Genomic DNA, 20,864 nt, shown 5'->3' on the forward strand with positions numbered 1-20,864 from the left:
TTGACACTTCGCACAACCCGCCGCCCATCCGTTTGTCGCACCCGCCAGGCGGCCCACGCTGAGAAAAACCTGAGGAGTGAGCTGAGGCAATCATGAGAACGCGGCGGCCATCGGCCTGGCCGCGCGGCGCCCGGATGCTGTCTGATAGCGCGCGGAGCCGGCCGTACGAGGTGAGGCGGCACGTGAGCTGGGGGTGAAGTCAGGTGACCGAGACCGAGGTCCGGTCGGCGCCCCCGCAGCGGACGCCGGCCGCCCGCGAGGCGAAACGGGACCGCCGTTCGACGCTCATCATCGCGGCGGCGGTGATCGGCACCGGGATCGCCTCGGTGCTCGGGGCGCTGTTCGGCCCGGCGGCGGCGTTCGGGACGGTCGGCGCGCTGTTCGCGGTGCTGCTGGCGACCGTGTCGGGGCTGTACCCGAGCTTCGCCACCTACGCCTACCTGGCCACCCTGCCGTTCCTGGCCGGGATCGGCCGGGACGTGCTGCTGCCGCTGGTGCGCCCGAACGAGGGCCTGCTGGTCGTGGTGATGGGCGGCGCGGTCATCGGCGCGTACCTGCGGCTGCTGCGCGGCGACGAGGTTCGGCCGCGGTTCTACCCGCCGGTGGACCTGCCGCTGGCGGTGTTCCTGCTGATGGCCACGGCCTGGCCGCTGGCCTCGCTGACGTTGCGCGGGCTGGTCCCGACCGGCGAGGAGTACGCCTCGCTGCTGCCGATGACCAAGCTGGTCGGGATCTACTTCCTGGTCCGCTACACGATCACCACCGAGCAGCGGATCCTGCGCGCGATCCGGCTCATCGTGTGGCCGGGCGCGGGCGTGGCGCTGATCGCCGTGCTGCAGACGCTGAAGTTCGGGCCGGTGCTGGCGCTGCTGAGCACCCTGTGGGCGGGCTCGGACAGCAGCGCCGCCGCGCCGAAGGAGGCCCTGGGCGAACGCGGCAGCGCCACCCTGGGCTCGCCGATCGCCACCGGCGACTTCGTGATCATCAGCCTGATCCTGGTGCTGTGCTGCGGCACCCGGGGCCTGCTCGGGCGCCGCGAGCGGCTGATCCTCGCGGTGATCCTCGGCACCGGCGTGCTGGCCGCCGGGCAGTTCTCCACCTGGATCGCCGCCGCGGTCAGCTTCGCGCTGCTGGCCTGGCGGTTCCCCGAGCTGCGCCGCCAGTCCCGCAAGTTCGCCCCGCTGGCCCTGGTCGCGTTCGTCATCGGCGCACCGGCGTTCCTGGGCCGGCTCGGCGGCATCGGGGAGTACAGCACGGGTTCGGCCCTGTCCTGGCTGCCCGAGCCCGAACAGGGCCGCCTGGACAACCTGCTGCACATGTACCTGCCGCACTTCGACTGGCTGACCACCCTGATCGGCGTCTCGCCGAACTGGGTGCTCCAAGCCCCCGAACGATGGCGCAAGGTCATCTACCTGGAATCCGGCGTGCTCTGGTTCGTCTGGGTCGGCGGCATACCCCTGCTGCTCGCCTTCGGCTGGCTGTCGCTGCGGATCCTGCGCTCGCTCAAACCCGTACTCGGACACCCCGGCCCGTTCGGCGCCACCGCCTCCTGCCTGGACATCGTCTGGCGCTTCCTGCTGGTCCTCACCATCATCGACCCACACCTGCAGCAGCGCGGCGGCGGCGACCTCATCTTCACCCTGCTCGCCATCGTGGTCACCGGCCTCGACCAGCGCGGCATCACCTACGAGGGGTTCCTCCCGCCGCGACCACAACCCGGCGCGGTGCCGGCGGCCTGAGCGAGGCCGGTGCCGCACGGCGGTGACCAGCGCCGCCAGGGTGAGCAGGGCCGCGGCGGCCGCGAGCACGAGGTCGAGCGCGTTGCGCGCCGCGGCGCCCGCGCCGTGGCCGACGCAGGCCAGCGTGGTCGCCCACACCGCCGAGGAGCACAGCTGCGCGACGGTGAACCGGCGGTGGGACAGGCCGGTGCCGCCCACCGCGCGCGGCACCAGCACCCGCCCCGAGGACAGCCACTGGCCGGCGGCGACGGCCAGCGTCGGGCGTCGGCCCAGCAGCTCGCGCAGGTGGAACCAGGCCGCCGGGGTCAGGCGCGCCAGCCGCCGACCTGACCGCGACGGCACCCGGCCCCGGCGGAACCCGAGCTGGGCGCCGGCGACGGTGCCCAGGGTCGCCGCCAGGATGACCACCGGCAACGGCGCTAGTCCCCGCTGGGCGGCCGCGCCGGCGGCCATCGTGATGGCGGTGCCCGGCATGGCGAGCCCGAGCAGCAGCCCCGACTCGGCGGTCAGGACCAGCGCGAGCACGACGGGCAGCAGCGGGGGGCAGGCGTGCGGCAGCAGCTCAGCCACGGCGGGCGTGCCGGCACAGGTAGAGGCGCGCGGGCGGGACGTTCGCCCACGTCGTGGCGCTCGGGATGACCGTCTCGAAGGTGTCGTCCAGCGCGGCGCGCACCGCGCGGGCACGCGGCATCAGCCGGGTCGGGCGGTAGGCGATGGTGACGAAGGTGCCGCCCGGCAGCAGCACCGACGCGATCTGGTCGAGGATGCGCGCCCGGGTCGGCGGCGGGAAGAAGCTCCAGGGCAGCGAGCTGAGCACCACGTGGGCGCCGTCGATCCCGTTGTCGCGCAGCAGGTCGGCCAGGTCGGCGGCGTCACCGACCAGCCGGCGTGCCCAGGGCGCCCGGTGGGCGAGCGCCGCCAGCATGACCGGGTCCCGGTCGACGGCGATGTGGACGGCGTCGCACCCGAGCCGTAGGCCGATCTCACGGCTGATCGCGCCGGTGCCCGCGCCCAGCTCGACGACACAGGCGCCCGGGGCGGACGGGACCATGCTCGCCATCCGGCGCGACAGGCAGCGGGAGGTCGGGACGAGCGCGCCCATCGTGGACTGCTCGCGCAGCGCCTTGCGCGCGAAGGCCAGGGCCGCCCGGGCGCGGGTGGCGGGCGGGGCGAACTCGATGGTCATCAGGGCGCCTTCCGTCGGTGTCGGATCGTCACCAACGAGCCTGTGCGGGGGAGCGGGCGCCGGACAGTGAGCCCGTACCACGGTTGCCGGGGAGTTTTCTCCCCGTACCGGTGGCCATATCTCCATGACGCGGGGCGGATCCCGGCGCGACGATGTGACACGGTCGAGACAGGGGGAGCACGGTGGGTTGGCGCGGGTTGTCGGGTGTGGCGCGGGGGTGCTGTGTCGCGGTCGTGACCGGTGCGTTGCTGGTCATGGTGGTGCTCGGGGTGTTGCTGGTCCCGCTGTTCGGCCTCGGGGTGCCGGTGCTCGGCCAGGTGCTCGGCGCGGTGGCCGGGTGGGCGTCGCGGCAGCGGCGCTGGGCGGGGATCCCGGAGCCGCCGCGCGAGGGGGCGCGGCTGCGTCGGCTCGTCGCCAGCCCGACGACCTGGCGCGAGCTGGCCTGGCTGGGGTGGCAGACGGTGGCCGGGTTCGGGTTCGCGCTGGTGCTGTTCGTGCTCGGCTACGCCGCGTGGGTGTTCGTGGGGACGCTGGACGGGCTGCCGGTGCTGGCCCCGCTGGCGGCGCTGTGCCTGGCCGTCGGCTGGTTCGTCGCCACGCCGATGAGCGCGGCGCACCTGGCGGTGTCGCGCCGGCTGCTGGCCCCGGACCGGCGCGGCGACCGGATCGGCGAGCTCACCCGCAGCCGCGCCGTCGCGATGGACAGCCACGCCGACCAGCTCCGCCGCATCGAGCGGGACCTGCACGACGGGATCCAGGCCCACCTGGTGTCGCTGGGCATGTCGATCGGCCTCGCCCGCTCCCTGCTGGCCAGCGACCCGGCACGGGCCGAGGAACTGCTCGGCGACGCCGGGCAGGCGACCGAGCAGACCCTCGCCGAGCTGCGCACGCTGGTCAGGGGCATCCATCCGCCCGTGCTGGCCGAGCGGGGGCTCGCCGGCGCCGTGGAGGCGGTCGCGCTGCGTAGCGGCGTTCCCGTCGAGACCCGCCTGGAGCTGCCGGGTGGCTTCTCGCCCTCGGTGGAGGGCGCCGTGTACTTCGCCACCGCCGAGGCGCTCACCAACGTCAGCAAGCACGCCGGCGCCCAGCGCGCCGAGGTGGCGATGACCTGGCGGGACGGGCTGCTGCGGGTGTGCGTCACCGACGACGGGACCGGCGGCGCCGACACCGGGTCCGGGACCGGCCTGCGCGGTATTCGCGAGCGCCTGGCCGCCTTCGACGGCACACTCACCGTGACCAGCCCGGCGGGCGGTCCGACCGAGATCAGGATGGAGCTGCCGTGCGTGCCGTCGTCGCCGAGGACCTCGCCCTCCTGCGCGACGGGATCGTCCGCATCCTCGGCGCCCACGGCATCGACGTCGTCGACGCGGTCGCCAGCGGACCGCTGCTCGCCGATGCCCTGACCCGACACCGGCCGGACGTGGCGATCGTCGACGTGCGGCTGCCGCCGTCCTTCACCGACGAGGGCCTGCGGGTGGCCATCGAGACCCGCCGCGCCCAGCCGGGGCTGCCGGTCCTGATCCTGTCCCAGCACGTCGAGCAGCTCTACGCCAGGGAGCTGCTCGCCGACGGCAGCGGCGCCATCGGCTACCTGCTCAAGGACCGGGTCATGCAGGTCGGGCAGTTCCTCGACGCGGTGCGCCGGGTAGCGGAGGGCGGCACCGTGATGGACCCCGAGGTGATCGCGCAGCTGCTGACCTCCCGCCGGCGCGACGACCCGATCGACCGGCTCACCGAGCGGGAACGAGAGGTGCTCGCGCTGATGGCGGAGGGCCGCACCAACGCCGGTATCGCCGCCCGGCTGTCGGTGACCGTGAAGGCGGTCAACAAGAACATCAACAGCATCTTCGACAAGCTCGAACTGGCCGCCAACACCGACGACAACCGCAGGGTCCTCGCCGTCCTGCGCCACCTGGACCAGCGCGACGCCCGCACGGCGTAGCTCGGTGCGGCCGGGGCGTGGCCGGTCAGGCACCGGGGCCGGCGTCGGCGAGCGCGCGCACGGCGACGGTGGTCAGCTCGCGCAGCCGGGGCAGCGGCAGCCGCGAGGCGGGGCCGGCGACCCCGAGGGCGGCGCGGGTGTGGCCGGCCTCGGTGATCGGCACGGCCACGCAGCAGAACTCCCGCTGGGCGTCCTCCAGGTCGATCGCGTAGCCGTCCTCGCGGGCCGTGTCGACATGCGCGCGCCACCTGGCCCAGCCCGCCGGGTCCTCGCGGGCCAGCCGCGCCGAGGTGGCCGGGCGGAACGCCAGCAGGATGTGGCCGATCGCGGTGCCCAGCAGCGGGTCGCGGGTGCCCAGCGGCGCGGTCAGCTTGAGCGGCCGGGGCGACTCGATGGCGTCGAGGTAGACGTAGTCGCGGCGGGCCGGCACGGCGAGGTAACAGGTCTCGCCGCTGGTGGCGGCGATCGCCTCCAGAGCGGGCCGGTACCGGGTGCGCAGCGCGTCGTCGTCGGCCGCTCCCCGGCCCAGCTCGGCGAGCCGGTCGGTGAGCACGTAGCGGCCCCCGCTGGTCGGCTGGGCCACGTAGTCGAGCGACTCCAGGGTGGCCAGCAGGTTGTGCGTGGTGCTCCGGTTCAGGCCGGCGGCGGCGGCGATGTCGCTGAGCCGGGCGCCGTCCGGCGTCGCCCCCACGATCTCCAGCAGCGCGAACGCGCGGGCCACCGACTGCACGCGCCGGGGACCGTCCGTCTCTGATTCCACGATGCTGGATTTTAGCTGACGTCAAGGATCGCGGTTTGCTGATGTCGAATCCAGTGTTAACCTCGGTCGCTGAATCCCACGATGAGACCTTCAAGTCGTCATTCACCACACACAATCCAGTAATGCTGAATTCCGAGGAGGATTCATGCAGTTGGCGCTCGCCGCCCTTGCCCTGATCGCGTTCGGCATGGGCATCGCCGAGTTCGTGATCATGGGGCTGCTGCCGAACGTGGCGGCCGACCTGGGGGTGTCGATCCCCGACGCCGGGCTGCTGGTCACCGCCTACGCCGTCGGCATCGCGGTCGGGGCGCCGCTGCTCACCGCGAGCCTGGCGCGGCTGCCCAGGAAGCCGACGCTGCTGGTGCTGACCGGGACGTTCCTGGCCGGCAGCCTGTTCTCCGCGCTGGCCCCCGGCTACGGCGCCCTGCTCGCCGGGCGGGTGGTCACGGCGTTCGCGCACGGCGCCTTCTTCGCCATCGCCTCCGTCGTCGCCGCCGACCTGGTCGCGCCGAACCGGAAGGCCAGGGCCATCGCCACCGTGATGGCCGGGCACTCGGTGGCCAACGTGCTCGGGGTGCCGCTGGGCACGCTGGTCGGGCAGGCGTTCGGCTGGCGGGCCACGTTCTGGACGGTCGCGGGCATCGCCGCGGTCTCGGTCGCCGTCTGCGCCGCGCTGGTCCCGAACATCCGCCCCCGGCGCCGGGTCGCCCTGCGCGCCGAGCTGGGGGTGCTGCGCAGCCGCCAGGTGCTGCTCGCGCTGGCCCTGTCGGTGCTCGCGAACGGCGGGCTGTTCGCGTTCTTCACCTACATCGCCCCGCTGGCCATCACGGTCGCCGGCTTCACCGAGGCGGCGGTGTCCTGGCTGCTGGTGCTGTTCGGCCTCGGCGTCGTGGTCGGCAACGTGCTCGCCGGCATGGCCGCCGACCGGTGGCCGATGCCCACCGTCTACGTGCTGCTGGGCGTCCTCACGGTGGTGCTGGCCGCCGCGTCCGTCACCAGCCACAGCAAGCTGGCGCTCGCGGTCACCATGCCGATCTTCGGTGCCGCCGCGTTCGGGCTGACCACTCCGCTGCAGATGCGCGTGGTCTCCAAGGCCTCCGCGGTCAACCCGGCCGCCCCGACGGTGGCCAGCGCGGTGAACATCGCCGCGTTCAACGTCGCCAACGCCGGCGGTGCCGCGCTCGGCGGGGCGCTCATCGCGGCCGGGCTCGGCTACCCGATGCTCGGCCCGGCGGCGGCCGCCGTGTGCGTCCTCGGCCTGCTGCTCGCGCTGTACTGTGGACGCCTCGACCGGGCCGACCTGGCCTCCGCGCGCAGGGCGTCCGGCAGCGTTGTGTGACGTCAGGCGTCAGACCGGGACGGCCGGATTTCCCCCGATCGGGGTGTAACGACCCCCGCTCGTCGATCGACTTTTCCAGTGAGTGACACTCTTTAGCGCTTGCCGATTGAGGGGTGGGGATGGGCCGGCGCGTGGAGCGTTATAGACGCTTTCATAGCACGTCGAGCCCGTCGATGTCGGTGGGAGAGAGGCGGCGTTGGATGCCGTCCTGGCCCGCGCCATCGACCAGGGCGATCGCCGTGGCTTCGCTAGCCCTGTTCGCCGTCATCGCCACGCTCGCGGCGTTCGTCGGGGGCTTCGACGCGCCGGGCCTGGAGCCGGCGGCCTGGCGGTTCGTCACCTGCACGTCCGGCTCGCTCGCGCTGGGCCTGCTCGGCCTGGCCACCTTCGGCGGCATCGCGCTGCGCGGCGGGCTGTCCGACGAGGTGGCCAGGCGCTTCGGCGGCAAGGCCCGGCTGAACAAGGCGCACATGGTGATCGCGGTGTTCGGCGTGGTGCTCACCCTGGTCCACGTGACGTCGGCGTGCGCGGTGGCCGAGCTGGGCATCGGCTGGCTGCAGCTGTTCGTGCCGTTCACCAGGGTCGGCGGGCCGCTGGCCCAGGGCCTCGGGGTGTTCGCCGAGTACCTGCTGCTCGCGGTGCTCATCACCTCCGCGCTGCGGCGGCGGCTGCCGTGGAAGTGGTGGCAGCGGGTGCACATGCTCGCGGTGCCGCTGTTCGGGCTGGCCGTCGCGCACACCGTGCTCGCGGAGTCCTGGGCGACCCCGATGTTCACCCCGGCCGCCATGTCGGCGTCCGCGCTGCTGCTGACCGTGCCGGTGCTGCACTGGCGGGCCCGCCGCTCGCTGCCCCGGCCGGTCGCGGCGGCCCCGACGCCGGCCCAGCGCGCCAGCACCCGCCAGCTCTCGCTGCTGATCTCCCAGATGACCTGGGAGGCCGAGGGGATCATGTCGCTGCGGCTGGTCGCGCCGAACGGCGTCGCGCTGCCGCCGTGGTCGCCGGGGGCGCACATCGAGGTGGCGCTGCCGTCAGGGCGGGTGCGCAACTACTCGCTCTACGGCGACCCCAGGGACCGCTACTGCTACCGGATCGCGGTGCTCCGCCAGGACGCCGGCCAGGGCGGCTCGCAGGAGATGCACGAGCTGCTCCGCGTCGGGCGCAAGCTCCCGGTCGGCCTGCCGCGCAACGCGTTCCCGCTGCGCCCGGCCCCGTCGTACCTGTTCCTCGCCGGCGGCATCGGGATCACCGCGATGTTGCCGATGGCCCGCGCGATCGCCGGCCGGGGCATCCCGTGGCGGCTGATCTACTCCGGGCGGTCCCGGCAGCGGATGGCGCTGATCGACGCGGTGCTGGACGTCGACAGGGACCGGGTGCGGATCCTGCCCGAGGACGAGCGCGGCCGGCCCGACCTGGCCACGCTGATCAAGGTCCAGCTGCCCGGCACCGCCGTCTACTGCTGCGGCCCGCCCTCGATGGTGGAGCGGGTGACCGAGCTGGTCGGCGACCGCCCGGACCTGAGCCTGCACGTGGAGCGGTTCAGCCCGGCCCTGGTGGACGGCGAGCCGTTCCACGTCGACCTGCGCCGCTCCGGCTGCAGCGTCAAGGTCGGCGGCCAGCAGTCCGTGCTCGACGCCGTACGCCACGTCGTGCCCAAGGTGGCCGGCGGCTGCGAGCAGGGCATCTGCGGGCGCTGCAAGGCCACCGTCATCTCCGGCGTCCCCGACCACCGCGACAGCCTGCTCAGCGCCGAGGAGCGCGAGGGCGGCCAGATGCTGCTGTGCGTGTCCCGCGCCCGCTCCGAGCGCCTCACCCTCGACCTCTAGGCGCCCCCACGGCCCTCAGCACGGGCACAGCGAGACCGGCCGCCGCGCCGGCCGCTCCGGGACGACCCGGCGGGTCCGGCGGCGCCAGAACGGGCGGTCGGCCCAGCGGCCCTCGGCGGCATAGCGCCGGCGCCGGGCACGCAGGTGCTCGTGGAACAGGTCCCGCTCCGAGCGGGCGTAGTCGTCCAGCCCGTCCTCGGTGCCGAGCAGCGCGCCGTGTACGGCGTCGGCGGCGGTGACCGCGCTGTTCAACGCGTGGTGCAGCCCCATCCCGGCCAGCGGGTCGAAGGTCGCCGCCGCGTCCCCGATCGCCGCCCAGCCGCACCCGGCGACCCGGTTGAGCACCGAGCCCGAGGTGACCGCGAGCCTCGGCCTGGCGCCCCGGCCGGCCGCGCGCACCCGCGCGGCGGTGTGCGGGGCGCCCCGCAGCTCGGCGTCCAGCGCCAGCGGGCGGGGCAGCAGGTCGGGGTCGGTGAAGTAGTTCAGGTAGAGCCGGCCGGCGTCGGCCAGGGTGGACCACCAGCCCGTCTCGGTGGCCTCGACCAGCGTGCTCACCGCCGGGCTGTCCACCCGCATCCAGGTCGTCACCGCTACCTGGTGGTCGACGGTCAGCCGGGACGCGCCGAACGCCCTGGCCCCGAGCGCGGCCCGCCCCGACGCGTCGAGCAGGAAGCCCGCCGTGACCTCCTCCTGACCGCCGTCCAGCTCGAACGACACCGCCGCCGGCGCGCCGCCCCGGCCGACCCGCGCCCGCCCCGGGTACAGCCGCGCGCCGAACCGCACGGCCAGGTCGAGCAGGGCGTCGGTGAGCCGGCCGACGTCGACGTGCCACGGCGGCCCCCACGGGCCGGCCAGCGGGTCGCGGCGGTGCGGCCACGGCGTGCCCCACACCGACCAGGAGCTGTGGCACGGCCTGCCCAGCCGCTCCACCAGCTCCCACAGGCCCGCGCCGGCCAGCACCGACCGGGCCTCGGCCGCCAGCGTCTCGCCGCGCGCCACCGCGCCCGGCCGGGGGCCGACCACGGCGACCCGCCACCCCCGGCGGGCGAGGCATGCCGCGGCCGTGGCGCCCGACGGTCCGGCGCCCACGATCACAACATCAGCCTGATGGCACTGCACGGGAGGTCCCACCAATCTGCCCAGGGAGTCGGTCACCTTGTCTGAGGAGGCGGCAGGCCCGGCCCGGAATACCCGTATCGCCGACCGCCACCCGAACGGTCGCCGCCGCCCGAACCCGCGTATCTACAGTCGCCTCAGACGCATCCAACGACCGTCCGAAGACTCGGGAGGTCACTATGCGTCACACCATCGTTCCGTTCCGAACGCACGCCCGGAACCACCACCACGCCCGAGGGCCGTGCCCGGTGCCGCCCTCGCCGCAGGTGCTTGCCCGGCTGTACGCCCAGTACCAGGTGCTGCGGCGGGAGCGGCGGCTGCCCAGCTCGATGAGCTTCGAGCAGTACTACCGGCTCTGGCACGCCCAGCACCGGGGCGAGAACCTGGTCGGCCTGGACGACGGCGCCGTGCGGCAGGGCGCCAGCACCGACAAGCAGCTCATCGACCGGCCCGACAAGCAGCTCAAGGGCGTTGTCCGGACGATCGTGCTGCTGGTCGACTTTCCGGACCGCCCGCACGGCCCGGAACGCGGCCCGGGATTCTACGACCAAATGCTCTTCAGCGCCGACGGGGTATTCCCGACCGGAAGCATGCGGGAGTTCTATCGCTCGGTGAGCGGGTTCGACCCCAAGGCCGGGTCGGGAATCGATGTCCAGGGCGCCGTGCACGGCTGGTACCGGATGCCGCAGCCGTTGAGCTACTACGCGGGCGGGAACTCCGGAATGAGCGACAACTTCCCGCGCAACGCCCAGGGAATGGCCCGCGACGCGGTGAACGCCGCGCTCGCGGACGGAGTCGACTTCGCGCCGTACGACGTGCTCGGCGAGAAGATGGTCACCGCGCTGTTCGTCGTTCACGCCGGCCGAGGCGCCGAGTCGACGGGCTCGGCCGACGATATCTGGAGCCACAAGTGGGTGGTGCCGGGCGGCGTCCAGGTTGGACAGGATCTTGAGGTGAGCACGTACCTGACGGTTCCGGAGGATTGCAACATGGGCGTGTGCGCCCATGAGTGGGGCCACCTCGCGGCGCGCTGGGCCGACTACTACGACACCGGCCGGCTCGAGCAGACCCGGTCCAACGGCCTCGGCAACTACTGCCTGATGGCCGCCGGGTCGTGGGGCAACGGCGGCCTGACCCCGACATTCCCGAACGGAATGCTGCGGATGTTCCACGGCTGGACCGTCCCCACGCTGGTCTCGAAGACCACCAAGGACATCGAGATGAAGCCGGCCGCCGAGGGCGGTGCGATGCTTTTCGTGCAGAACAAGAAGACGATGAGCGATACGCAGTACATCGTCGTCGAATACCGGCGCCGGCGCGCGCAGGACGCGTTCCTACCGGACGAGGGAATCGCCATCTACGTCATCGACGAGGCGATCGACAACGTGAACGACGAAGAGCGACTGGCGATCAAGCTGTTGCAGGCCGACGGCCGCGACGACCTCGCCAAGATCTTCGGCCAGGGCAACCGGGGCGACTCGAACGACCTCTACCCGTACGAGCGGAACAAGAAAGCCGGAAAGCTTACCAAGCCGCCGCTGGCGTTGCCCGACGGGACCTGGTCGGGGGTCACCATCTCGGTCAGCGGTAACCCCGGCGCGGACCGAATGAACGTCGACATCAGCCTGGAGGACGTCGCGTGATCATGTAGATGAATTGTTACGATTCGGGCCCGTTGGTCTATTCAGGGTCTGGTCGGCCCCGGGACGGGTGGGTAGCCTCGCACAAATGGGTGACGACGGAGGCGCCAACCCGTTCCGTGGGCGAGATCGAGAGCTCGCGGAACTGGTTGCCGCATTCCGGTCGGCCGAGTCCGAGCGAATGGCGGTCGTGCTCGTCAGCGGCGACGCGGGCGTCGGCAAGACGCGGCTGGTGAGCGAGCTCGCCACCATCGCCGAGGGCGAGGGCGCGACGGTGCTGACCGGGCGCGCGATCGACATCGCCGAGGCGCCGCCGTTCTGGCCGGTGGTCTCGGCGATCCGGGCAGCCGTGCGGTCCGGGCGCGGCGGTGCCGGCGTCGGGCTGCTGGAGCGCTGGCTGGCCGGGCTCGGCGCCACCCGCCGCGCGGACGACCCCGAGCGCCGGCAGCCCGTGAGGCTGCTCGAACGGTTACACAGGGTGATCGTGGACCTGGCCGAGGTGGGTCCGGTGGTGCTGGTCCTCGAGGACCTGCAGTGGGCCGACCGTTCGACCCGCGACCTGCTCGTCTACCTGGTGGCCAACCTCAGCGTGGAGCCGGTGCTCATCGTGAGCACCTACCGGGCCGACGCGCCGGACCTGGCGCCCGGACTGGCCGGCCTGCTCACCGAGCTGCGCCGGCACCGCAAGGTGTCCGGCCTGGAGGTCCGGCCGCTGACCAGGGCGTCGATGGCCGAGCTGGTCGCGGACTGGGCGCCGGACCGGCCGGGGCTGGAGCCGCTGGTGTGGCAGCGCTCGGCCGGCAACGTGTTCATCGCCGAGGAGACGGTGCGCGCGGTGCTGGGCGGCGACGCCCTCGGCCTGCCCGCCACGCTGCGGGAGCTGGTGCTCAGCCGGGTCGCGCTGCTCTCGCCGGCCGCCCAGCAGGTGGTGCGGGCGGTGGCGACCAGCGCCGGGCCGCTGCCGCACGCGCTGCTGGAGGCCGTGCTGGAGCGCCCGGCCGCCGAGCTGCTGGAGGCGCTGCGCGAGGCGGTGGCGTTCGGCATGGTGGTGGTCGACAGCGGCGGCGACGGCTACCGGCTGCGCCACGGCCTGATGACCGAGGTCGTGGTGGCCGACCTGCTGCCCGGCGAGCGCATCGACCTGCACCGCCGCTACGCCGAGGCGCTGTCCGAGGGCCAGGACCCGGACCTGCCGGGCCGGCTGCACGCCCGGCTGGCGCACCACTGGTACGAGGCCGGCGACCCGGAGCGCGCGCTGGGCGCCGCGGTGGCCGCCGCCCGCGCCTCGGAGCGCATCCGGGGCTACGCCGAGGCCTACCGGCACTGGCTGCGCGCGGCCGAGCTCACCGCCCGGGTGCCACAGCGGGGGCACCTGGTCCGCCGCCCGGAGTGCCTGAACCTGGCCGCTCAGGCCGCCGAGCTGGCCGGCGACCACGACGAGGCCATCGCGCTGCTCGACCAGCTGCTCACCGACCCGGACACGGCGGGCGGGTTGACCTCGGCCCTGCTCACCGCGCGCAAGGGCGGCGCGCTGGCGGCGGCCGGCCGGGCCCGCGACGCCGGCCACGCCTACCGCGCCGCCGCCGCGCTGCTGCCGGCCACCGGCGCCGAGGCCGAGCGGGCGCAGGTGCTCGCCGGGTACAGCGCCGCGCTGCTGCAGTCGGTGGACTTCGTCGGCGCGCAGGCCGTCGCCGCCGAGGCGCTGTCGCTGGCCAGGGCCGCGAGCGCCGCCACGGTGGAGGCGAAGGTGCTGGCCACGCTGGGCTTCAGCCGGGCATACCTGGAGGACACCGAGGCCGGTTCCGCCGCGCTGGAGGAGGCGCTCGCGGTCGCCGAACGGACCGGCGAGCCGGCGGCCATCGGCGAGGCGTTCCTGCGCAAGGCCGAGCTGCTGGCCGGCCCGCTCAACCAGATGGTCGAGGGGGTGGAGTGCGCCCGGCAGGGGGTGGAGCGGATGCGCGGGCTCGGGCTGGCGCGCACCGCCGGGGTGGCGCTGCTCGCGCACGCCGCGAACGGCCTGTTCCGCCTCGGGCAGTGGGACCAGGCGCGGCAGGCGGTCGCCGAGGCGTGGGCGCTGACCCCGAGCGGCGCCGGGGCGGTGGAGGTCAGGCTGGCCAGGGTCCGCCTCGACCTGGGCCGGGGCGACCTGGACGCCGCCGCCGACGACCTGGACGCCGTCGAGCTGCTGGCCCGCTCGACCGCCGGGCCCCGGCACCGGATCCCGCTGATCGTGCTGCGTGCCGGGCTGGAGATGTGGCGCGGGCGCCCGGCCGCCGCGCTGGAGTACGTGGAGGAGGGTCTGCTGGTGGCCGAGGCCGGCGCCGACGACATCTGGTCGGTCGCGCCGCTGGTCTGGCACGGCACCCGGGCCTGGGCGGAGATGACCCGGCTGGGCCTGCCGCAGCCGTCGGCGGCCCAGCGGGGGTGGCTGCGCGAGCACTGCGCCGAGCTGGAGAAGCGGTGCGCGGCCGCGGTCCCGGCGATCCGCTCGGTGGTCGAGGCGTTCACCGCGATGTGCGCGGCGGAGACGGCCAGGGCGCAGGACCGGCCGGACCCGGCGGCCTGGCGGCGGGCCACCGAGCTGTGGGAACGCCACCAGCAGCCGTATCCGGCCGCCTACTCCCGGCTGCGCGGCGCCGAGGCGGTGCTGAGCCGGCGCTCGCGCTCCTCGGCCGCCGCCGAGGACCTGCTGCGCGCCGAGCGGACCGCGCGGGCGCTGGGCGCGAACCCGCTGCTGACCGAGATCGTCGACCTGGCCAAGCGGGCCAGGGTCTCGCTGGACGGCGCCGCCCCGCCCGCCGAACGGGCGGCCACCCCGGCGCCCGAGGACGCGCTGGCCACGCTCACCGCCCGCGAGCTGGAGGTGCTCACCGAGGTGGCCTCCGGGCGCACCAACCGGGAGATCGCCCGCCGGCTGTTCATCAGCGAGAAGACGGTGGGGGTGCACGTCGGGCGGATCTTCACCAAGATCGGCGTGCACAGCCGGGTGCAGGCCTCCGCCGTGCTGCACCGCTCACACGCCGCATCCGACTCGCGTCCGCGCTGACGGCTGCCCGGCCGGCAGGGTCTCGATCAGCATCCGCAGCTGGCGCAGCGCCCTGGCCCTGGTCGGCCCGATGCTCCCGACCGGGATGCCGGTGCGGCGGGACAGTTCGGCGTAGGCGGGCGGGTTCTCCTCGAACAGCGCGGACAGCAGCAGGTGGGAGCGCTTCGGCAGCCGGTGCATGAGCTGGCGCAGCCGGTGCGCGGTGTCCGCGTCGACCACCTGTTGCTCGGTGTCGCAGCCGGCGTCGGGGCGCTCGGCCTGGACGCTGGCGTCGATCGGGTCCACCCGGCGGCGGTCGCGCATGATGCGCAGGCACTCCCGGCTCGCCGTGGTGGTCAGCCAGCCGCCGAGGGCCTCGGGCTCGCGGATCTGGCGGTGGTGCTCGATCATGAGCAGCCAGGTCCGCTGGGCCGCGTCCCGGGAGTCGGCGTCCTGCAGCCGGTAGTTCCTGATCACCGCCGCGACCATGGGCTCGAAGCGGCGCACCAGCTGCTCCCAGGCCTGCGCGGCGCCCTCGCCGGCGGCGCACAGCAGCTCGGTGGTGGTCGGCTGGGGCTGGGTGTCGAGGGTGGTCATCGCGGGTCTCCCGGTGTTTCTTCGGAGGGTGACCAGCATCGGGGAGGACCGCCGCCGGTGGCGTCAGGCGAATTACCTACACAAGCCGGCGGGCACACCCTATTTCCGTGAGAGAGGGAGCAAACTCACGTATCCGGAGCGCCGTCAGGTGACTCTCACTTGCGAGTGCCCAGGGAAACGACCCCAGCCCGGGAGGACGACCGTGACCGGTCCCGCCGACAACCAGAAAGTGATCGACCTGCTCGCCGATCCGCTCCCCGTGACGGTGCCGGAGGTGGTGAGCAGGCTGGACGCGCTGCAGGACATCGCCGACGACTGGCCGCGCAAGCAGTGGGACGGCCTGGCCTGCTTCAACTACCTGTACGGGATCATCACCAAGGAGGTGCTGGAACGCCTCGACGGGGGCGCCACGTTCCAGGATCCGGAGTTCCTGGCCCGCCTCGACGTGGAGTTCGCCAAGCGCTACTTCGTCGCGATACGGGCCGACGCCGCCGGCGCGCCCACGCCCCGGTCGTGGAAGGTGCTGCTGGACAGCCGCAGCGACGACATCGACCCGATGCGGTTCGCGGTCGCCGGGGTGAACGCGCACGTGAACCTCGACCTGGCGTTTGCGCTGGTCAACACGCTCGAAGGGCTGTCGAGGGAGTTCGGCGCCACCGAGCGGCACGACTACGACATCATCAACGACGTGTTCGCCGAGCACATGAGCTCGCTGCGCCAGCACTTCGAGGACCGGCTCGAGCAGGTGCTGGACAAGGTGCTCTTCGACGACCTGCTCGACGACGCGGGCGACCTGACGGTGGTGCTGGCCCGCGACGCCGCCTGGCGGCGCGCCGTGCAGCTGTGGGGGCTGCGCGGGACCCCGGCGTTCCAGCGCGAGAGCGACGCCATCGACTGGCGCGCGAGCATGATCGGACGTGGGATCCTCACGTTCGGCGTGCTGTGATGAGCCGACCGTGATGGGCGCCACATCGATCGGCGGCTGCCGGCACTGGGAGATCGAGTTCGACAGGGACGGCGCGCTGATCGCGGACGGTGGGCTGGTCGCGGACGTGGAGTCGGGCGCGGTCACCGACCTGGTGGTGTTCTGCCACGGCTGGAACACCTCGGTGGCGAGCGCGCGCGGTCTCGGTCACGCGATGTTCGAGCTGATCGCCGAGCGGATGGACCCGGCGCGGCGCGCGAGCACCGGGCTGGTCACGCTGCTGTGGCCCTCGCTGCTGTTCCCCGAGGACGAGCCGGCGTGGGAGGGGCGCGTCATGGTAGCGCCGGCCCCGCCGGCCCGTGCGCCGGTGGAGTGCTCCGGGCACGAGCTGGCCCTCGCGCTCGCCCCCGCGTTCCCCGACCAGAAGTACGAGCTGACCCGGATCGGCACCCTGCTGGACACCCGCCCGCCGGATCCCGGTGGCTTCGCGGAGTTCCACCGGCTGGCGTCCGGCCTGGTCACCAGCCCGAACACCGCCGCGGAGGACGACGGGGAGTCCACCGCGCGCACCACCCGCACCCGCACCGCCCTGGAGGGGATGGCCACGCTCGCGGCGCTCGGCGCCGAACCCGTCCCCGGCCGGGACCTGTGGGAGGGCGGCCGCGACCTGCTGCGGGTGCTCAGCTACTACGAGATGAAGAACCGCGCCGGGGTGGTCGGCCGGGTCGGGCTCGGGCCGCTGCTCACCGGGCTGCGCACGCACCGCCCCGAGCTGCGGGCGCACCTGGTCGGGCACAGCTTCGGCGGCCGGCTGGTGTCCTTCGCCCTCGCCGGCCTCCCGGAGGTCCCCGCGTCGCCGGTCGGCTCGTTGGTCCTGGTCCAGGCGGCGTTCAGCCACTACGCGTTCGCCCCGACCCTGCCGCACGACCCGTCCCGGTCCGGCGCGCTGGCCGGCGTGGCCGACCGGGTGAACGGGCCGCTGCTGGCCACCTACTCCGTGTTCGACAGGGCCGTCGGCTGGTGGTACCCGAACGCGAGCATCCTCGCCCGCCAGGACAACCAGGTGATCGCCGAGTTCACCACCCGCTGGGGCGGCCTCGGGTTCGACGGCTTCCAGCAGGACGGGGTGGTCGACCGCGAGCTGTTGCCGGTCGGCGGCGGCTACGAGTGGCGGCCCCGGACGCTCTACCGGCTGGACGCGAACAAGGTGATCAACCGCGACCTGGGCTGGCTGGCCGGCGCGCACAGCGACATCCGCAAGCCGGAGCTGGCCTGGGCGGTGGTGACGGCGGCCGGGCTGGCGCCGTGATCGTGTGTATCAGGACGGGCTCTGCCGCCTCCTTTCGGGTGAGGACCTGGTCGGCAGGGCTCGGGAGGTCGAGATGTATGCGCGGAGGCGCCTTGGAACGCTGATCTGCCCGGTGCTGCTGGGCGCGCTGGCGCTGTCCTGCGCACCGACCGCGCCGGCCGGGGCGGCGACGGCCAACGATCCGGCCGGTCCGGTGGCCGCGGCGACGCCGGAGCTGGAGCCGGAGGTGGTGCCGACGCCCGCCGAAGGCCCCCCGCCCCGGGCCGGAGCGCCGGGCGTACCTCAGGTCGGACGGCCCGGCGGCGCGCCCCGGACGGGCGGCGGGGGAGCGATCGGCGGCGCGCCCCGGGGCGTCCTGCTCATCGAGGCGGGCGGCGAATGGAGGCCGTGGCTGGACCGGCAGAACCGGGAGTGCACGCGGGCCGGCGCCGGCTCGGGATGCCTGCGCATCGTGTACGACCCGGTCGGCTACGACCCCAACGACCCGAGGAACTACAACTGCTCGGTCAAGGTCAACACACCGTCCGGCGCCGAACGCCGAGACGGCAAGATCTACGTGCGGCCCGGGACCACCGTCGTCACCGAGGCCACCTGCGAACGCTCGGAGTCCCCGTCGCCCAGCTCGGCCACCACCAGCTCCAGCCGAAGGCCGACGGGAAGCTCGTCGAGCCGACCGAGCCCGCACACCTCGAGTCCGCACACATCCAGCCCGTCGAGCGGGACCAACCGGTGACGGCCGAGGTCACCACCGCGCGCGAGGGCGACGAGACCCCGCCGCCGACCCCGCTGCCGTCCGTACCGCCTCCGCCGCCCTCGTCTGCGTCCTCGCCTCCACCGGACGCCGCCGAGTCGGCCGTGCCCGACGTCGCGATGCTGCCCAAGGTCCTCAAGCTCGCGGGAGCGGTGGTGGCCCCGACGACGATGCTGACGGCGCTGCTCTTCTACTTCGGGCGGATGTACGCCGGACAGACGTTCGACTACTTCGGGGTGCACATGACGGCCCTGGACCTGAAGGCCGAGGACTTCCTGATGCGGAGCGCGGACGGCCTGATCTTCCCGCTGGTCGTGGCCGCCTCGATCGCCGTGCTGGCGCTCTGGGCACACCAGATCCTGTTCCGGTCGGTCCGCGCCGCGACGAGGCGGATCGCGCTGCGGATCCTCATACCGGCCTCGGCGCTCGCGGGTGCGTCCCTGGTGAGCCTGGCGGTGATCGACGTCGTGGCCGCGACGCCGGTGTTCCCGGCCTATCCCGAGACCCGGGGGCTCAACTTCGCGGGCGGGGTGCTGCTGCTCGCGTACTCGGCGCGGCTGGCGCGGATACGCCTCGCGCAGCGGCGGCCCGGCCAGACGCCGCGCCGCCCGCCGGCCGCCGCGATGGTGGAGTGGGGCGCGCTGTTCTTCCTGGTGAGCGTCGGTGTGTTCTGGGCGGCCGGAAGCTACGCCAGCAGCGTCGGTTACGTGCGCGCCTGGCAGATCGAGGCGGCGCTGCCGACCACCCCGACGGTGACGCTCTACAGCGAGAAGAGCCTGAGCCTCAAGGCCGCCGGGGTCCTGGAGATCGCCTGCGGCCCCGACGCGGCCTACCGGTTCGCCTACGACGGGCTCAAGCTCGTGGTCCAGTCCGGCAACCAGTACCTGCTGCTGCCGCCGAGATGGAGACACGCGAACGGCACCGCCATCCTGATCCCCCGCAGCCAGACGATCCGCCTGGAGTTCAGGCCGCCGAACCTACCGCCGCGCACCACCTGCTGACCCTCTGGCGTCGCGGCGCAGCAGGTCGTGGCCGCGGACGGCCAGGCCGAGGCGCTGCTGGGTCTCGACGTCGTCCAGCGGCATGCCGGTCAGCGCCGCGATCCGGTCCAGCCGGTAGTACAGCGTCCGCCGCTGCACGTAGAGCAGCTCGGCGGCCTTGGACTTGTTGCCGCCGCAGTCCAGGAACGCGCGCAGGGTGGGCAGCAGCGGGCCGGCGGCGGTGGCGTCGTGGCGCAGCAGCGGCCCCAGCTCGTCCTCGACGTACCTGGCCAGCTCGGGGCCCTCGGCCAGCGCCACCAGCAGCCGCAGCACCCCCACCTCGTCGAAGCGCAGCGGCCGGTCGGCGTCGCCCATCCGCGCCGCCGCCGACGCGGTCCGGGCCTGACGCACCGCGGCGGACAGCTGCGCCGGCGCCACCACCCGGCTCAGGCCGCCGCGCACGCCCCGGCCCGCGAGCAGGTCGCCGAGGTCCCGGTCCGACCGGCCGGGGGCCACACCCACGACGGCGATGCCGTGGTCCTCCAGGTCCGCCACCACGCACGGCAGCTCCGAGGCGCGCAGCAGCGCCCGCAGGTCCTGGTCGGTGAACGTGCCGGTCGCGGTGTCCGGGGCGGTCACCGCCACGACCAGCGGGCGGTCCCGCAGGTCCGCGCCGAGCATGAGGGCGCGGGCCAGGAACTCCTCGCCGGAGATGTCGCCGAGCATCAGCCGGTTGAGAAGCGCGCCGTGCCGCTTGGCCGAGCGCGCGCCGCTCTCCCGCTCGCCGAGCAGGGTGATCGCGACGGCGGTCGCGGCGCGTTCCAGCGCGCTCAGGTCCGCTGGCGCCGGCGGCACGGCGCCGTGCAGCAGGTGCAGCGCGCCCCAGGACTCGCCGCGCAGGACCACGGCGCGCCGGGCGCACGGGGCCACGTCGCGGAACCGGCCGGGCGGCGTCCTCGGCGCGGGCCGGGCGCGGTCGTGCGAGGTGACGTGGCGCTCGTGCGCGGCCCTGGAGTGCGCCGCCCAGTCCGCGACCACCTCGTCGCTGTCGTCGGTGCGGCCCGCGTAGGCGACGATCTGGTGCGTCACGTCCTCCAGCACGACCGGGTGCCCGGTGCGGTTCGCCAGCTCGGCGGTCATCGCCACGTAGTCCTCGCCGGCCAGCAGCAGGTCCAGGAACGCCTGGCCGGTGGCCTCCTCGGCGATCACCTCGCTCATCCGCAGGTCCATCAGCATCTCGTGGACCTGCGCGGAGGCCTCCACGAACGGGATCTCGTCGCGCAGCCCGACCAGCGGCAGGCCCAGCGCCTCGGCCTCGGACACGGCGGCCGGCGGCATCTCGGAGAACGCCCGGCCGGCCAGCTCGACGACCAGCACGGCGGCGCCGGCGGCGGCGATCCGGCGCACGAACGCCCGCTGCTCCTCGCCGCCGGTGCCCATGCCGAGCCCGGCGGTCAGCAGCATCTCCCCGCCGGTCAGGAACCGGTGGATGTCCGGGATCTCACCGGCGTGCACCCACCGCACCGGCCGGTCCATCCGGTCCGCGCCCGCGTACACGGTCGCCTCGGTGCGGCGGAACACCTCCAGCTCCAGGGCGGTGCGCACAGTGAGAAGGAGCTTGGAGAAGTTCTGCACGGACTGTGCCTACCACACGTGCGCGCGCTCGCCCACGATTGCTCCCGGACCGTCCGCCGTACCCCCGCCGCACTCCGCCGCAGTAAGGAGCCGACCA

General features: G+C 74.0%; 16 protein-coding genes and 1 pseudogene. 11 read left to right on the plus strand and 6 right to left on the minus strand.

What is annotated here, in order from left to right; all coding sequences use genetic code 11:
* Nucleotides 1-203 precede the first annotated feature (203 nt).
* On the plus strand, nucleotides 204-1,739 hold the full coding sequence (locus N912_RS50775; protein ID WP_051579983.1) for a hypothetical protein: 1,536 nt from the start codon (nucleotides 204-206) through the stop codon (nucleotides 1,737-1,739).
* Nucleotides 1,740-1,856: 117 nt separating this feature from the next.
* Here N912_RS50775 and N912_RS66970 read toward each other — a convergent pair.
* Nucleotides 1,857-2,213: pseudogene (locus N912_RS66970) on the minus strand (DedA family protein); the annotation flags it as partial.
* An 88-nt stretch (nucleotides 2,214-2,301) separates the two neighbouring features.
* On the minus strand, nucleotides 2,302-2,925 hold the full coding sequence (locus N912_RS0109760) for a class I SAM-dependent methyltransferase (RefSeq protein WP_037064096.1): 624 nt from the start codon (nucleotides 2,923-2,925) through the stop codon (nucleotides 2,302-2,304).
* A gap of 206 nt (nucleotides 2,926-3,131) precedes the next feature.
* Between N912_RS0109760 and N912_RS61950 the strand changes: the two genes are divergently transcribed.
* Both N912_RS61950 and N912_RS65665 read left to right on the plus strand, forming a co-directional pair.
* Entirely contained in the window at nucleotides 3,132-4,328 is a 1,197-nt protein-coding gene (locus N912_RS61950) for a sensor histidine kinase (protein WP_281176275.1), read from the plus strand.
* Nucleotides 4,250-4,867 (plus strand): response regulator transcription factor, encoded by a 618-nt coding sequence (locus tag N912_RS65665; protein ID WP_245645303.1) that lies wholly within the window; start codon nucleotides 4,250-4,252, stop codon nucleotides 4,865-4,867. The genes N912_RS61950 and N912_RS65665 overlap by 79 nt, the downstream gene beginning before the upstream one ends.
* A gap of 25 nt (nucleotides 4,868-4,892) precedes the next feature.
* Here the strand turns inward: N912_RS65665 and N912_RS0109775 are convergent, their stop codons facing one another.
* A complete protein-coding gene (locus N912_RS0109775) occupies nucleotides 4,893-5,627 on the minus strand; it encodes an IclR family transcriptional regulator (protein WP_028922284.1) in 735 nt (244 codons plus the stop codon).
* Nucleotides 5,628-5,772: 145 nt separating this feature from the next.
* Between N912_RS0109775 and N912_RS0109780 the strand changes: the two genes are divergently transcribed.
* Nucleotides 5,773-6,966 (plus strand): MFS transporter, encoded by a 1,194-nt coding sequence (locus N912_RS0109780; RefSeq protein WP_028922285.1) that lies wholly within the window; start codon nucleotides 5,773-5,775, stop codon nucleotides 6,964-6,966.
* A 239-nt stretch (nucleotides 6,967-7,205) separates the two neighbouring features.
* Nucleotides 7,206-8,789 (plus strand): 2Fe-2S iron-sulfur cluster-binding protein, encoded by a 1,584-nt coding sequence (locus N912_RS61955; RefSeq protein WP_169747854.1) that lies wholly within the window; start codon nucleotides 7,206-7,208, stop codon nucleotides 8,787-8,789.
* 15 nt (nucleotides 8,790-8,804) lie between these two features.
* On the opposite strand, the gene N912_RS0109790 is transcribed toward N912_RS61955, so the two are convergent.
* A complete protein-coding gene (locus N912_RS0109790; protein ID WP_342670842.1) occupies nucleotides 8,805-9,944 on the minus strand; it encodes an NAD(P)/FAD-dependent oxidoreductase in 1,140 nt (379 codons plus the stop codon).
* Nucleotides 9,945-10,084: 140 nt separating this feature from the next.
* Between N912_RS0109790 and N912_RS0109795 the strand changes: the two genes are divergently transcribed.
* Entirely contained in the window at nucleotides 10,085-11,548 is a 1,464-nt protein-coding gene (locus tag N912_RS0109795) for a M6 family metalloprotease domain-containing protein (RefSeq protein WP_028922288.1), read from the plus strand.
* A gap of 85 nt (nucleotides 11,549-11,633) precedes the next feature.
* Nucleotides 11,634-14,591, plus strand: a complete 2,958-nt coding sequence (locus N912_RS0109800) for a helix-turn-helix transcriptional regulator (protein WP_028922289.1) — start codon at nucleotides 11,634-11,636, stop codon at nucleotides 14,589-14,591.
* Here the strand turns inward: N912_RS0109800 and N912_RS50785 are convergent.
* Nucleotides 14,559-15,167 carry an RNA polymerase sigma factor gene (locus N912_RS50785; RefSeq protein WP_051579986.1) on the minus strand — a complete coding sequence of 203 codons (609 nt, stop codon included), beginning with the start codon at nucleotides 15,165-15,167 and terminating at the stop codon, nucleotides 14,559-14,561. The genes N912_RS0109800 and N912_RS50785 overlap by 33 nt on opposite strands.
* Before the next feature lie 202 nt (nucleotides 15,168-15,369).
* Here N912_RS50785 and N912_RS0109810 point away from each other — a divergent pair, with 202 nt between their 5' ends.
* The 4 genes from N912_RS0109810 to N912_RS50790 all read left to right on the plus strand — a co-directional run bounded on the left by N912_RS0109810 (nucleotide 15,370) and on the right by N912_RS50790 (nucleotide 19,153).
* Nucleotides 15,370-16,113: a DUF5995 family protein gene (locus tag N912_RS0109810; RefSeq protein ID WP_028922290.1), complete on the plus strand. Its 744-nt coding sequence runs from the start codon at nucleotides 15,370-15,372 to the stop codon at nucleotides 16,111-16,113.
* 13 nt (nucleotides 16,114-16,126) lie between these two features.
* Complete coding sequence (locus tag N912_RS0109815; RefSeq protein WP_037064098.1) at nucleotides 16,127-17,401, plus strand: alpha/beta hydrolase; 1,275 nt, start codon at nucleotides 16,127-16,129, stop codon at nucleotides 17,399-17,401.
* A 73-nt stretch (nucleotides 17,402-17,474) separates the two neighbouring features.
* Nucleotides 17,475-18,134 carry a hypothetical protein gene (locus N912_RS0109820; protein WP_156993361.1) on the plus strand — a complete coding sequence of 220 codons (660 nt, stop codon included), beginning with the start codon at nucleotides 17,475-17,477 and terminating at the stop codon, nucleotides 18,132-18,134.
* Nucleotides 18,131-19,153 carry a hypothetical protein gene (locus N912_RS50790; RefSeq protein ID WP_051579987.1) on the plus strand — a complete coding sequence of 341 codons (1,023 nt, stop codon included), beginning with the start codon at nucleotides 18,131-18,133 and terminating at the stop codon, nucleotides 19,151-19,153. The genes N912_RS0109820 and N912_RS50790 overlap by 4 nt, the downstream gene beginning before the upstream one ends.
* On the opposite strand, the gene N912_RS0109830 is transcribed toward N912_RS50790, so the two are convergent.
* Nucleotides 19,130-20,767 (minus strand): PucR family transcriptional regulator, encoded by a 1,638-nt coding sequence (locus tag N912_RS0109830; protein ID WP_028922293.1) that lies wholly within the window; start codon nucleotides 20,765-20,767, stop codon nucleotides 19,130-19,132. The genes N912_RS50790 and N912_RS0109830 overlap by 24 nt on opposite strands.
* Between the last annotated feature and the right edge of the window lie 97 nt (nucleotides 20,768-20,864).

It is taken from the genome of Actinospineispora acaciae DSM 45401 (assembly GCF_000620785.1).
GTDB lineage: Bacteria > Actinomycetota > Actinomycetes > Mycobacteriales > Pseudonocardiaceae > Pseudonocardia > Pseudonocardia acaciae.

Coding starts and splice junctions, on each gene's coding strand:
- N912_RS0109780 (WP_028922285.1), top strand. CDS start 5,773: ATGCAGTTGGCGCTCGCCGCCCTTGCCCTGATCGCGTTCGGCATGGGC.
- N912_RS0109815 (WP_037064098.1), top strand. CDS start 16,127: ATGGGCGCCACATCGATCGGCGGCTGCCGGCACTGGGAGATCGAGTTC.
- N912_RS0109760 (WP_037064096.1), bottom strand. CDS start 2,925: ATGACCATCGAGTTCGCCCCGCCCGCCACCCGCGCCCGGGCGGCCCTG.
- N912_RS0109800 (WP_028922289.1), top strand. CDS start 11,634: ATGGGTGACGACGGAGGCGCCAACCCGTTCCGTGGGCGAGATCGAGAG.
- N912_RS0109820 (WP_156993361.1), top strand. CDS start 17,475: ATGTATGCGCGGAGGCGCCTTGGAACGCTGATCTGCCCGGTGCTGCTG.
- N912_RS0109795 (WP_028922288.1), top strand. CDS start 10,085: ATGCGTCACACCATCGTTCCGTTCCGAACGCACGCCCGGAACCACCAC.
- N912_RS50785 (WP_051579986.1), bottom strand. CDS start 15,167: ATGACCACCCTCGACACCCAGCCCCAGCCGACCACCACCGAGCTGCTG.